The organism is Enterobacter sp. CFEC122 (assembly GCF_052983755.1).
In genome coordinates, this window is the sequence record NZ_JBRIQR010000013.1 from 94,115 (window position 1) to 107,066 (window position 12,952).

At 55.7% G+C, this 12,952-nt stretch carries 12 protein-coding genes; 3 read left to right on the top strand and 9 right to left on the bottom strand.

From position 1 onward, the window contains the following. Window positions 1-27: 27 nt before the first annotated feature. The 9 genes from recC to rppH form a co-directional block, all read right to left on the bottom strand. The gene (recC, locus tag ACVCAM_RS11410; protein ID WP_407223628.1) at window positions 28-3,402 is read right to left on the bottom strand and encodes an exodeoxyribonuclease V subunit gamma; all 3,375 of its coding nucleotides are present in this window, start codon (window positions 3,400-3,402) and stop codon (window positions 28-30) included. A 12-nt stretch (window positions 3,403-3,414) separates the two neighbouring features. Next, window positions 3,415-3,738, bottom strand: a complete 324-nt coding sequence (locus ACVCAM_RS11415; RefSeq protein ID WP_008499660.1) for a prepilin-type N-terminal cleavage/methylation domain-containing protein — start codon at window positions 3,736-3,738, stop codon at window positions 3,415-3,417. Beyond that, on the bottom strand, window positions 3,723-4,124 hold the full coding sequence (locus ACVCAM_RS11420) for a DUF2509 family protein (RefSeq protein WP_021242011.1): 402 nt from the start codon (window positions 4,122-4,124) through the stop codon (window positions 3,723-3,725). Before ACVCAM_RS11420 ends, ACVCAM_RS11415 begins: the two co-directional genes overlap by 16 nt. Beyond that, complete coding sequence (locus ACVCAM_RS11425) at window positions 4,121-4,681, bottom strand: prepilin peptidase-dependent protein (protein ID WP_407223629.1); 561 nt, start codon at window positions 4,679-4,681, stop codon at window positions 4,121-4,123. Before ACVCAM_RS11425 ends, ACVCAM_RS11420 begins: the two co-directional genes overlap by 4 nt. Beyond that, window positions 4,672-5,136, bottom strand: coding sequence for a prepilin peptidase-dependent protein (locus ACVCAM_RS11430; RefSeq protein WP_025912413.1), 465 nt, complete (start codon window positions 5,134-5,136; stop codon window positions 4,672-4,674). The genes ACVCAM_RS11425 and ACVCAM_RS11430 overlap by 10 nt, the downstream gene beginning before the upstream one ends. 184 nt (window positions 5,137-5,320) lie before the next feature. Continuing rightward, window positions 5,321-6,115 (bottom strand): thymidylate synthase, encoded by a 795-nt coding sequence (thyA, locus tag ACVCAM_RS11435; protein ID WP_021242014.1) that lies wholly within the window; start codon window positions 6,113-6,115, stop codon window positions 5,321-5,323. Between the two features lie 6 nt (window positions 6,116-6,121). Continuing rightward, a complete protein-coding gene (lgt, locus tag ACVCAM_RS11440) occupies window positions 6,122-6,997 on the bottom strand; it encodes a prolipoprotein diacylglyceryl transferase (RefSeq protein WP_447093598.1) in 876 nt (291 codons plus the stop codon). A gap of 192 nt (window positions 6,998-7,189) precedes the next feature. Further along, window positions 7,190-9,436, bottom strand: a complete 2,247-nt coding sequence (ptsP, locus tag ACVCAM_RS11445) for a phosphoenolpyruvate--protein phosphotransferase (RefSeq protein WP_025912414.1) — start codon at window positions 9,434-9,436, stop codon at window positions 7,190-7,192. A 12-nt stretch (window positions 9,437-9,448) separates the two neighbouring features. Beyond that, window positions 9,449-9,979, bottom strand: coding sequence for an RNA pyrophosphohydrolase (rppH, locus tag ACVCAM_RS11450; protein ID WP_013098553.1), 531 nt, complete (start codon window positions 9,977-9,979; stop codon window positions 9,449-9,451). Window positions 9,980-10,662: 683 nt separating this feature from the next. Between rppH and mutH the strand changes: the two genes are divergently transcribed. From mutH to ACVCAM_RS11465, 3 genes are all read left to right on the top strand, one after another. After that, a complete protein-coding gene (gene mutH / locus ACVCAM_RS11455) occupies window positions 10,663-11,355 on the top strand; it encodes a DNA mismatch repair endonuclease MutH (protein WP_021242015.1) in 693 nt (230 codons plus the stop codon). Window positions 11,356-11,483: 128 nt separating this feature from the next. After that, window positions 11,484-11,702: a YgdI/YgdR family lipoprotein gene (locus ACVCAM_RS11460; protein ID WP_008499668.1), complete on the top strand. Its 219-nt coding sequence runs from the start codon at window positions 11,484-11,486 to the stop codon at window positions 11,700-11,702. A gap of 131 nt (window positions 11,703-11,833) precedes the next feature. After that, entirely contained in the window at window positions 11,834-12,874 is a 1,041-nt protein-coding gene (locus ACVCAM_RS11465) for an NADP(H)-dependent aldo-keto reductase (RefSeq protein WP_407223630.1), read from the top strand. The last annotated feature ends 78 nt before the right edge of the window (window positions 12,875-12,952 follow it).

A 12,952-nucleotide genomic window follows, 5' to 3' on the forward strand; every position in this document is an offset into this window, starting at 1 on the left:
TTTATCTGCGCAATTTTTATACAGCGCTCAAGACTGATTAAATCTAAACAACGGCAACAGGTAGCGCTGCGCCTCTTCCGTGATCGCCTCAAAGTATTCTGGCTCGAGCGCTCGCCACAAACGCTGATACCAGACATCCTCACCTTCACCCCGCACCATCATGTTTCCTTCATAGGCCTGCATAAACTTACTGCGCGCTTTCTGGAGCGAAGCCTCATCCGTTAACATCGCATCATTCTGCGCGTCATAACAGGCTTTTATCCAGGCGCCGCCACTTTCCGGTAGTAACAGGAGCGGTTTGTTCATTCCCTGACGGTAGCCTTCAATGTACAAAGACAGATAACCTAACGCCTGCTCGGCTTCCATCGACGGGAAGCGCCATTCGCCCTCTTTGCGCACGAAAATGCGGCTTTCGCCTTTATGCCCACCCGCACTGTAGACAAGATGTTCCAGCCAGAGTTGCAATCCTTGCGAAACGCTTAGCATTGAGGGCCGCCAGCGCAGCAGCCCATCCGGCTGTACCTGGGTTAACCAGCCCGTGAGCTGTACCCCGTTGCAGTTGAGATCAATTTCAATACTTTTCCCCGGCTGTCGGCACGCTCTTACGCGCTCTGCCAGAGCGGTCATCTCCTGGCACTGCGCCTCCCAGACGATCTCCCCGAACGCTCCGTAGGGCAGCTGACCCGCAGCACGGTAGCGACGGTAAAGTTTGTCCGCATCTTCCTCTTCAACCAGCGCATTCAGCAGCTGCAGGTTTAACTGGTAGCGCTCCAGACCTTCCAGCGTAAACGGTTCTGCATCAGGAATTTCACTCTCTTCAGAGCGGAAGTTGACCTGCAGTCGCTGCTGGAAGAAGGCGCGCACCGGATGTGCCCAAAACCGCTGAAGCTGCTCGAAGGTCAGGGTGTCGATGGGGCGCGGGTCAAGTTCCTGAATGAAATCAGTATGCGCATTCCCCTCTTTTTTCGCCGCCGGTAACCACTCATGGGCATAGCTCTGGCGCTCGCCGGCAATATAGTTCACCGGGTCAAACGGCATGCGGCTGTGGAAACAGGTGATATGGGCTTTCACCCTCTGCTCGCTTTCATCACAGTTGCGCTCTTCATCTCCCGGCAGGTAGTGGCTCTGGCCGATATAGTCCACCAGCTCCTGCACCAGTACGGAGGGGAAACGCTCGCTGTTGTCCTGAATAGAACGGCCGATATAGCTGATATAGAGCTTGCTCTGAGCAGAAATGAGCGCTTCAAGGAAGAGGTAGCGGTCATCATCGCGGCGGCTACGATCGCCCCGTTTTGGGTTTGCGCTCATCAAGTCGAACCCCAGCGGCGGCAGCGCGCGCGGATACACACCGTCGTTCATGCCAAGCAGGCAGACCACCCCGAACGGGATAGAACGCATGGGCATCAGGGTGCAAATATTGACAGGCCCCGCCAGGAAACGCTGGCTGATTCGCTCCTGGTCAAGCCGCTGCGTCAGCTCATCACGCAACAGCGACAACGGGATGGCCTCGTGGTAGTGGGAATTCACGCCTTCGTCGATGATAGCCTGCCACTGGGTTTCAATGAGTGCCATCGCCGCTTCGGTGTCATTGTCCGGCAGGAGGAAATCATTGAGTAACGCCCTGCAGACCGGGAGCCATTCTTCAAGTGGACGCGGCTGCAACAGCGCATATCGCCAGCGGTTAAGCTGCATTAATAGCGATGCTAAATGCCCCACCAGTTCAGCAATTAACCCGCTGGACTCATCGTAAGGCAGCACCTCATTCCACTCGCCCTGGCTGCTTTCCATGGCGTAGCCCAACAGCATACGCGTCAGGCCAAATCGCCAGGTGTGCTGTCCGGTTGCGGGAAGCTCGAACTCCTGAACGTTATCGTCATCGATCCCCCAGCGCACGCCAGACTCATTCACCCACTGACGAAGGTAGCGCAGACCCTCTTCATTAATGTTGAAGCGTGCGGCCAGCACGGGAACATCCAGCAACGCCAGGACATCTTCGGAGATAAACCGGCTATCCGGCAGTGACAGCAGAGTGATAAACGCCTGCAATACCGGATGCGACTGGCGGGCACGACGGTCAGATATCGCGTAAGGCAGGTACCGCTCCCCCGTCGCGCTGCCAAAGACGGCCTGAATAAAGGGACTGTAGGTGTCGATATCCGCCACCATCACCACGATATCGCGTGGCGTCAGATCGGGATCCTCCTGCAGCATCGCCAGCAGCTGGTCGTGAAGTACTTCGACCTCACGCTGCGGGCTGTGGCAAACGTGGATCGTGACGCTGCGATCGTCAGGATCCAGTTTTCGCTTATTGTCGCTGCGTTCGAACTCGTTCGCCGTCACGCCCATGACGGCGCGGTTTTCCAGATCCAGAATATCTAACTGAATATTATGCAGCAGGCAGTCCGGGGCGATCTCAACAAAGGCATCCACATCACCTTCACCTGAGGAAGTGATGTCTGAAAGCATGTGAATGTAATCACGCCCCAGCTTCCCCCACGAGGCAAGCAGCGGATTGGGCAGGTTCTGGATACCGTCTTCATCGAAAAGCTGCCCGGCCGTCGAGCCGTCTTTAAACAGCGGGATGGATCGTTCTTCAAAAAGGCGTTTTCGTTGGCGAGTTACCAGCCGTGCAAGCCAGCGTTCGTCGAGAATATCCCCCCAATACTGTCGGCAAGGGTTGGTAAACAAAATATGAATATCAATATGTTTACCCAGCGCATTCAGCGCCTTCAGATAGACAGGGGGTAATGCGGATATCCCGCAGATAAAAACGCGTGACGGCAGTCGGGCCGGGCGTTCCGACGCATTTTCAAGTATCGAGATAAACCGATCGTAGAGATTGGCACGGTGCCACTTAGGCTGGCCCAGTCTCTCGGTATGCTCCACCAGCGCTTTCCACAGCGGGGCCTGCCATATTTGCGCCTCCGGCAGGCCTTCAACCAACTCGCCCGCTTCCCAACGCATTAACCAGTCAGAGCGGTAAACAAGGTATTGGTCGTAGAGATCGGCAGTGCGCGACGCCAGCTGGAACAGCTTGCGCTTGTCGGTATCGTCATTGAGGTAGTGGCGCAGCATGGCAAATTCATCGTGCTGCAGCATTTCCGGCAGCAGCGCCATCAGCTTCCAGCTCATGGCCTGCTTGTTGAAGGCGCTCTGCTCCGGGATATCCGGCAACACGCGGACAAACATCTCCCAGATGAAGCTCGCAGGCAGCGGAAAATCAATATTCGCGGCAATGCCAAATTTGCGGGAAAGCGACATTTGCAGCCACTGCGCCATACCGGTGCTCTGCACCAGCACCATTTCAGGCTCAAAAGGATCGTCAAGTCGCTCGCGCTCAACGATAAACTCCATCAGTGCTTCCAGCACATCCAGACGATTTGAGTGGTAGACCCTTAACATAGACGCTCCCGACTACTGGCTAACCGGGCAATGCAGACGCGTTAACTCACCGCGCCGACCCAGAGGAGAAATAAGTGTAACCGTGATGCTGACACATCCTGCGAGCGTTGTCTGCCCCCGACTGGCCTGCCAGCCTGCCGGGAGAACATTTGTTGAGAGCTGAGACTGGTTCCAGGCATGGTGCCAGAGCTGGCGATACTGATTAAACACGGTGAACCGCGCCGCCAGCGCCCGGTGATACCCCGACAGTGCCGTCACGACCACCACCAGCAGCATCATCGCCAGCAGGACCTCAACCATGCTAAACCCTTTTTCTCTGCTCACGGCAGCTGACATAACGCACTCTCCTTAAGGGGGCAAAAATCGCTCCAGCCGTGAGGCGAAAAGCGCACTATCCCGTCGACGATCTCTCCCCTGCGCCAGAGCAGCAGGTCGTTGCCGCCGGCTATCAGTAGTACCCGCGCCTCGCTCAGCTGACGCAAACACACCCGCCATGCCGATGTCGTTTTGCACTGGACTGGTGGCGCTGACGCCCAGCGCTGAACGCGCCCCCACTCAAGCGCGGACTGCACCGTCGCCTGCTGCTGAAGCGAGCGGCTCTCACCGCCGACGAGTGCACTGAACGTTGTGAGCTGCTGATTGAGGCCCGTCAGGATCAGGGTACCAAGCACCAGTAAAAGCAGAACCAGCGCCAGCGAAGATATGCCGCGTTGACGATTCACAGGTTGTACCCCGTGACCGTATACAACGCCTGCCAGGGTTCCCCTTTTTCATCTTTACGCCTCGCGGCCAGTTCGATATTCAGCTCTGGCGCAAAACCGGCATGTTCGACTCTCCTCACCACAAAGTGTGCTATCGTAAGCCTGTCCGGGTCCGTGAGCTTTTCCCACCCTTTTCCTTCACACGACGTCGCGCCACGCAGGGTTTCCAGCGCCCCCGATTCCAGACGAAAACCGGTGCTGTCATTTTCTGACGCGCTGCTATCCCAGTAGCCGTTACTGTTGGCATCCCACCGCGCAATGATGCAGCGCCCCTGCCTGCCGATCGTCAGCGCCTGTCCCTGGCAATTTCCCGCGCAGTACCCCGCACGCTGAAGCTGTTTGCCGAGGGCGAACAGGCGTTGCCAGACCTCTTCTTCCAGCTCTCGCTGGGTAGATTGCAGTAATACCGCCCGCTGCAATCCGGGTAAAAAGCGCGATGCGCTTATCAATAACAGGCTGCTGATGACCGTAGCAATCAGCACTTCGGTAAGCGAAAAGCCGCCCTGCCTCATCGACATTGTCCTCCCTCGGAGACCTTACACATCCTGATGCGCCCTCCGTCTGAAACGATAATCAGCCAGTCTCCGGCACGACTTTGAACGCGTATCCGCCCTGCCCATGCCGTATCCCGTAATCCATAGAACCCCAGCGACGGCGTGACCTCGCCGATCGCGACCTCAGGCCAGAGGGGGAGCAGCACAAAGGGACTGTCCTTCTCACAGCCCTGCACGGCAGAGCTCACCAGACAGTCCCTGTCGCCAACCCGCTGACGGGTGATTTGATGGTCGCGGTTGTGGCGGTTGGCATGGTTGCGCAGAAACAGCAGGTAATCTCGCACCTGACTGGCGGTTTGCCACAGCCGCTGATGCCGTTGCCAGCTGTCCCAGCCGTACAGACCTGAAGCGCTGAGGATGACGACAAGCGAAACAGCGACCAGCGTTTCGATAAGCGTAAAACCGTTCTCTTTTTTCATACCGGGAGTGTGGCGAAGCGCCGTGAACATGACGAGCATCGGATTATCGTTTTACGAGGCGTCATCCGCAGAATTGGGAGGGTTGCAGCGCGTTGCACGCTTTCTGGATAGCGCATCGGGAAACGGGAGAAAGGCGAAAAAAAACCGGCGCTAAACAGCACCGGTTGTGTCAGGCTTTACCGCATCAGATCGCGACAGGCGCTTTGATGCCCGGATGGGGGTCGTAGCCCTCAATCTCGAAATCTTCAAAGCGGTAATCGAAGATTGATGCCGGTTTGCGTTTGATAATCAGCTTCGGCAGCGCACGCGGTTCGCGGGTTAGCTGGAGATGCGTCTGTTCCATATGGTTGCTGTAGAGATGGGTATCCCCACCGGTCCAGACGAAATCACCCACTTCCAGGTCGCACTGCTGCGCCATCATATGAACTAACAGCGCATAGCTGGCAATGTTAAACGGCAGGCCGAGGAACACGTCACAGGAGCGCTGGTAGAGCTGGCAGGAGAGCTTGCCGTCAGCGACATAGAACTGGAAGAACGCGTGGCACGGCGCCAGCGCCATTTTATCCAGTTCGCCAACGTTCCAGGCGGAAACGATGATGCGGCGCGAGTCCGGATCGTTTTTCAGCTGGTTCATCACGGTGGTGATCTGGTCAATATGGCGGCCATCAGGCGTTGGCCATGCGCGCCACTGCTTGCCGTAAACGGGGCCCAGGTTGCCGTTCTCGTCTGCCCATTCGTCCCAGATGGAGACGTTATTTTCGTGCAGATACGCAACGTTAGTATCGCCTTGCAGGAACCAGAGCAGTTCATGAATGATCGAGCGCACGTGGCAGCGCTTTGTCGTCACCAGCGGGAAGCCTTCTTGCAGGTTGAAGCGCATCTGGTGGCCAAAAATGGAGAGCGTACCGGTACCGGTGCGGTCATTTTTCGGCGTGCCCTCATCGAGCACTTTTTTCATCAGTTCAAGATACTGTTTCATGGTTCCTCAGGAAAGTTGTTGCTGTGGACGACGACGATACGCCCAAATCATCATAATGGCACCCGCGACGAGCATCGGAATGGAGAGGATCTGCCCCATGCTGATGTACTGTACCCACTCGCCGGTAAACTGGGCGTCAGGCTGGCGGAAGAATTCGACGATGATGCGGAACGCGCCATAGCCAATCAGGAACAGCCCGGAAACAGCCCCCATCGGACGAGGCTTGCGGATAAACAGGTTGAGGATGATAAACAGCACCACGCCTTCCAGCGCCAGCTCGTACAGCTGGGACATATGGCGCGGCAGCACGCCGTAGGTATCGAAAATGGACTGCCACTCAGGATGCGACGGCAACAGCGCCATGTCTTCCGCGCGCGAGCCCGGGAACAGCATGGTAAAGGAAACGCTCGGGTCGACACGCCCCCACAGCTCACCGTTGATGAAGTTGCCCAGACGGCCTGCCCCGAGACCAAACGGGATCAGCGGCGCGATGAAATCTGACACTTGGAAGAAGTTGCGTTTGGTGCGTTTGGCAAAAATCACCATCACCAGGATCACCCCAATCAGGCCGCCGTGGAAGGACATGCCGCCGTCCCAGACGCGGAACAGATAGAGAGGGTCATTCAGGAATACCGGGAAGTTATAGAACAGCACATACCCAATACGGCCACCCAGGAACACGCCGAGGAAGCCCGCATACAGCAGGTTTTCAACTTCGTTTTTAGTCCAGCCGCTGCCAGGACGGCTGGCGCGACGGCCAGCGAGCCACATGGCAAAAATGAAGCCCACCAGGTACATCAGACCGTACCAGTGAAGCGAAACAGGTCCTACTGAGAAAATGACCGGATCAAATTCCGGAAAATGCAGATAACCACTGTTCATCTGTCACCACAAGATGTTGTTATTCCGCTGAAAGTGGACAGCGGTAGAAATGCGATTCTGCCGTAAGCAGAGGCTCCAAAGTTGCGAATCATAGCACAAGGCGGGCGCGGAGGATGCGCCCGAGATGTAAAAGATGTGTATAGGGTTTTATGCGCGCTGGTGCCCTCTCCCACAGGGAGGGGGAGAAAGGCTTTAGCGGCCGCCGCGGATCAGACCGCCCATACCGCGTCGTTCCATAAACGCCGCGACCTGGTGGCGAACCTCAGCAGCCAGCTGCGCCTCAAGGCTACGTTCAGCCAGCTCGCGGGCATCATTGATTTCAATATGCCGCAACAGATACTTCACGCGGGCAACAGCGCGACCGTTCATCGACAGATGGCGATATCCCAGACCAATCAGGATCGCAACGCACATGGAGTCCCCGGCCATTTCACCGCACAGGCGTAAATCAATGCCGTACTGCTCCGCTTCACGGGCAATCATCGCTAAGGCGCGAATGATCGCCGGATGCAGGCTGTCATAGATACTGGCGACGCGGGTGTTGTTACGGTCGACGGCCAGAATATATTGCGTCAGGTCGTTCGTGCCGACAGAGATAAAATCAACCCGGTTCGCCAGCTGCGGCAGCATAAAGACCATAGACGGCACTTCAAGCATGACGCCGATCCGCGGTTTCGGAATCGCATAACCGATCATCTCTTCCACTTCACGGCCTGCACGTTCGATCAACCGACGCGCTTCGTCGATCTCATCGATGCTGGTGACCATCGGCAGTAAAATGCTGAGATTGCCCGTCGCCGCGTTGGCGCGGAGCATGGCACGCACCTGGATCAGGAAGATCTCAGGCTGGTCGAGCGTAATGCGGATCCCACGCCAGCCCAGGCACGGGTTTTCTTCGCTGATCGGCATATAGGGCAGTTGTTTATCCGCCCCGACGTCCAGGGTTCGCAGGGTGACCGGTTTGTCGTTAAACATTTGCAGCATGCCCTGATACTGCGCCACCTGCTCCTCTTCAGAGGGAAAGCCGCTCTGCAGCATGAACGGGATTTCGGTGCGGTACAGGCCAATGCCGTCGATGCGGCTGCCCAGCTTCTCTTCATGCTCAGGGCTTAAACCGGCGTTGAGCATGACTTTGATCCGCTCACCGCTCTTAAGCTGGGCGGGCAGGTTAACGTCATCTTCTGCCAGCTTGCTTAATTCATTCTCTTCGCTGATAAGACGCTGGTATTCCTGGAGCAGAACCGGCTCAGGATCGACCAGCAGCTCACCGCGATAGCCGTCGACCACCAGCGTACGGCGATGAAGTACCGACGGCTGAATGTCCGCCCCCATAACGGTAGGGATACCCAGCGCGCGCACCATAATGGCGGCGTGCGAGTTGGCGGCACCATCGCGCACCACCACACCGGCCAGCCTGTCCTGCGGCAGTTCAGCCAGCGTCGTTGCTGAGAGTTCATCGGCGACCAGAACAAACCGTTTTGGCCAGGCGTTCGGCCCCTGAATGGTGTCATCAAGATGGAACAGCAGGCGCTGCCCCAGGGCGCGCAGATCGCCTGCGCGCTCTTTCAGGTAACCGTCGGTCAGTGCCGCAAATTGATCGGCAAATTTTTCGATGACCTTCTTAACCGCCCACTCCGCGACCGAGCCTTTATCCACTTCCGCAAAAAGCTCACGGCGCAGGCGCGCATCGGAAAGCAGGTGCGAATAGAGGTCAAAGATGGCCGCCGTCTCTTTTTGCGCGCCTGCGGCAAAGCGCTTGCTGTAGCGACGAAATTCATTCGCGGCCTCTTCCAGCGCGGCGGTAAGACGCTCGCGCTCCAGCGCTTCATCAAGCGTTGAGGCTTCATAAACCTGCTCCATGAGCGGCAGCGTGGCATCCATCCAGCCTTCAGCAATCGCCACGCCTGGCGAGGCCGGAAGGGCACGAATGCGCGTATGGCGATACTGGCCAAAGAGCGCGGCAAGCTGAGACTGGGAGAGGATCGCCGCCATCTGCGTGGCCAGCGTGACGAGGAATGACTCCTCGCTTTCGTCGTACTGACGTAGCTCACGCTGCTGGACAACCAGCACGCCGAGAAGCTGGCGACGCTGGATAATCGGCACGCCAAGGAAAGCGCGGAAGCGCTCTTCTTTTACGGAAGGAATGTATTTAAAGCTGGGGTGTTTTTGCGCGTCAGCAAGGTTAATGGGTTCAGCCAGTCGCCCAACCAGACCCACGATACCCTCATCAAATGCGAGCGTTACGGTGCGTCCACGCGGTTTTTTCAAACCACGGGTCGCCATCAGGTAATAGCAGCGCCGATCGTGGTCGGCCAGATACACCGAACAGACCTCGGTCTCCATCGCAAGACAGATGTCGGTGACCAGAATATTCAGCGCCTCGTTCAGACGCGGCGCGCTGGCCACCTTCTCGACTATTTCTCGCAAGCGGGTGAGCATGATTTGCGTAGCTTAACCTCTTTTACGTCGCCAGGCAGGTGCGCTCTGCGGCTTAGGCGGGATCTCCTGAAGCTGCATCACCACACTTGCAAACTCTTTCATCACCCTACGGTAAACATCGCGCTTAAATGACACGACCTGACGAACAGGATACCAATAGCTCACCCAGCGCCAGCCATCGAACTCCGGCGTACTGCTGGTTTGCATATTGATGTCTGAATCGTTGCCCACCAACTGCAACAGAAACCACTTCTGTTTCTGGCCGATACAAACCGGCTTTGTGTCCCAACGCACCAAACGTTTCGGTAACTTGTAACGCAACCAGTTGCGGGTCGAAGCCAGGATGCGAACATCTTTTCGGCTCAAACCGACCTCTTCAAAAAGCTCCCGGTACATCGCTTGTTCTGGGGACTCTCCAGGATTGATCCCGCCTTGCGGGAACTGCCAGGAGTGCTGACCATATCGACGGGCCCACATCACCTGGCCCTGACGATTACAAATTACTATTCCTACGTTTGGGCGGTAGCCATCGTCATCAATCACCGGACTACCCCAAACTAAACCTTATATATGAATGATTGTTTCACACTACAGGGAGGCGGTAAACCACTCTCTTACAGGCCTGCAACCTAATAACAATTGAATAACTCACAAATATGTGCGGAGTTATAAACAGATATGAGACAGCAAAGGGAATTTTATTCACCTTTTCTGTGGATATAGTTGTGAAGAAGTGTCTGATTACCGATGAACAACCTCAAGTACCACAAAACGTCCTTTTATACCCCACCCCATTAATATGATTATTTTCATATGGTTATATGCATTGAGATAAACAAAAAACTGATTAGCGTGACGATCGTCACATCAGGGATCGTCGCACTGATGAAAGATCGAACAGCGTCGGTTTTATCCACAGATTGTGCCAATAAGTTAGTCACAATTTGTTTGAAAATTCGATTTTCATCGCACGTCAAGGCTGTAAATGGAAACAGTAGTCAGGGTTATGCCCAGTTATCCCATTTTTCTGTGGATAACATGGTGTAAGATCCTGTTCATTGTCAGTGACCAGATTTGAACAACCGGTTTTCTCACCCAGGCGGAACGATTTCAGACCAATAAAAAATCCTATAAATCATAGAGATGTCATATTGGTACAGAAAAAGTTAAACTCTATCCACAGGGGACAATTTCTTCGTTTATTTTTTAATCAAAAGGTTACCGTCATGCACCCGCTTACACCCTTGCTCTCACCACCGTCCAGCGAGAGCCAGTTGCTACTGCAGGCACAGCGTCTGGCTGGCTTTTCGCTTGGCGAGCTGGCGGCAATGGCCGGGCTTCCGATCCCAAAGGATCTGAAGCGGGATAAAGGCTGGATCGGTATGCTGCTGGAGCTGTGGCTGGGTGCCAGCGCAGGGAGCAAACCCGAGCAGGATTTTGCAGCCCTTGGCGTGGAGTTAAAAACCATCCCTGTAGACCGCCAGGGCAAGCCGCTTGAGACCACCTTCGTCTGCGTTGCGCCACTAACCGGCAATACCGGTGTAACCTGGGAAACCAGCCACGTTCGCCACAAGCTGAAGCGCGTATTGTGGGTACCGGTTGAGGGTGAGCGTCAGATCCCCCTGGCCGACCGACGCGTCGGCGCGCCGCTTCTCTGGAGCCCTGACGAGGATGAGGAGCATCAGCTGCGTCTGGACTGGGAGGAGCTGATGGACATGATTGTGCTTGGGCAGGTAGAGCGTATCACCGCCCGACACGGAGAAGTATTACAGCTGCGTCCGAAAGCGGCCAACAGTAAAGCACTTACCGAGGCAATCGGCGCGCAGGGCGAGCCTATCCTGACGTTGCCGCGCGGTTTTTATCTCAAAAAGAATTTCACCGGTGCACTACTCGCACGTCATTTCCTGTTGAAAACATAGTTTTTTACTTATTTTGAGAGCTCTCGAACATAATCGACTGCTTTTTAAGATTTTACCGCTTCCTCAAGTCGCCATATCGGGTTAATACTAGATTATGATTTGATACAAGCCAGATGAGGACGATAACGATGAAAAAATGGGCAGTGTTAGTGTCAGCAGTCGGTTTAGCGTTTGCTGTATCGGGCTGTAGCAGCGATTACGTCATGGCGACAAAAGATGGTCGAATGATCCTGACCGACGGTAAACCCGAAGTCGACGATGATACCGGTCTGGTCAGCTACCGCGACCAGGAAGGCAATAAAATGCAGATCAATCGCGACGAAGTCTCGCAAATTATCGAGCGATAAACAGAGAGAGGTCAGTCGCTTGCTGGCCTTTTTGATTTTTTTCTTCCCCTTTTGCTTCCCCTCTGCCATGTTTATATTCCTTTGTCGGGCACGGCCTGACGCGGTCTATAAGTCTATTGAGGAAGCCGGCTATGCATTATCACCGTATCCCCCACAGCGCTCTGGAAATTAGCCAACTGGGGTTGGGCACGATGACATTTGGTGAACAAAACAGCGAAGCCGATGCCCATGCACAACTCGATTACGCTGTCAGCCAGGGCATTAACCTGATTGATGTCGCAGAGATGTACCCTGTACCGCCACGTCCTGAGACGCAGGGACTTACCGAAACCTACGTCGGTAAATGGCTGGCAAAACGCGGCAACCGTGAAAAGCTGGTGATTGCCTCCAAAGTCAGTGGCCCCGCGCGCAACAACGATACCGGGATCCGCCCGAACCAGATCCTCGATCGCAAAAATATCCGCGCCGCACTGGATGCCAGCCTCAAGCGTCTGCAAACCGACTATCTCGACCTCTACCAGGTGCACTGGCCGCAGCGGTCAACCAACTGCTTTGGTAAGCTCGGCTACAGCTGGAATGAGAGCGCCCCCACCGTGACGCTACTGGAAACGCTGGAAGCGCTGACCGAATGCCAGCGTGCGGGAAAAATCCGCTACATTGGTGTCTCTAACGAAACGGCCTTTGGGGTCATGCGCTATCTGCACCTGGCGGATAAGCACGATCTGCCGCGTATCGTGACAATCCAGAACCCGTACAGCCTGCTTAATCGCAGCTATGAAGTGGGTCTGGCCGAAGTGACGCAGTATGAAGAGGTGGAGCTGCTCGCCTACTCCTGTCTCGGCTTCGGCACGCTGACGGGGAAATACCTGAACGGTGCGAAACCGGCCGGTGCGCGTAATACCCTCTTTAGCCGCTTTACCCGCTACAGCGGCGAGCAGACGCAGAAAGCCGTTGCCGCCTATGTGGATATCGCGAAGCGTCACGGTCTTGACCCTGCGCAGATGGCGCTGGCATTCGTGCGTCGTCAGCCGTTTGTTGCCAGTACCCTGCTGGGCGCAACCACGATGGAACAGCTGAAAACCAATATTGAGAGTTTCCATCTGAACCTGAGTGAAGAGGTGTTAGCGGAGATTGAAGCGGTGCATCAGGTTTATACTTATCCTGCACCGTAGCCTGATACTTTTGCCCGGTGGCGCTACGCTTACCGGGCCTGCAGGTGCTCAAACCCAGGCCGGGTAAGGCGAAGCCGC

Excerpts from the sequence above, each read along its gene's own strand:
- recC (WP_407223628.1), bottom strand. The coding sequence starts at position 3,402 with ATGTTAAGGGTCTACCACTCAAATCGTCTGGATGTGCTGGAAGCACTG.
- ACVCAM_RS11415 (WP_008499660.1), bottom strand. The coding sequence starts at position 3,738 with ATGTCAGCTGCCGTGAGCAGAGAAAAAGGGTTTAGCATGGTTGAGGTC.
- ACVCAM_RS11425 (WP_407223629.1), bottom strand. The coding sequence starts at position 4,681 with ATGTCGATGAGGCAGGGCGGCTTTTCGCTTACCGAAGTGCTGATTGCT.
- ACVCAM_RS11430 (WP_025912413.1), bottom strand. The coding sequence starts at position 5,136 with ATGAAAAAAGAGAACGGTTTTACGCTTATCGAAACGCTGGTCGCTGTT.
- thyA (WP_021242014.1), bottom strand. The coding sequence starts at position 6,115 with ATGAAACAGTATCTTGAACTGATGAAAAAAGTGCTCGATGAGGGCACG.
- lgt (WP_447093598.1), bottom strand. The coding sequence starts at position 6,997 with ATGAACAGTGGTTATCTGCATTTTCCGGAATTTGATCCGGTCATTTTC.
- ptsP (WP_025912414.1), bottom strand. The coding sequence starts at position 9,436 with ATGCTCACCCGCTTGCGAGAAATAGTCGAGAAGGTGGCCAGCGCGCCG.
- mutH (WP_021242015.1), top strand. The coding sequence starts at position 10,663 with ATGCACCCGCTTACACCCTTGCTCTCACCACCGTCCAGCGAGAGCCAG.
- ACVCAM_RS11460 (WP_008499668.1), top strand. The coding sequence starts at position 11,484 with ATGAAAAAATGGGCAGTGTTAGTGTCAGCAGTCGGTTTAGCGTTTGCT.
- ACVCAM_RS11465 (WP_407223630.1), top strand. The coding sequence starts at position 11,834 with ATGCATTATCACCGTATCCCCCACAGCGCTCTGGAAATTAGCCAACTG.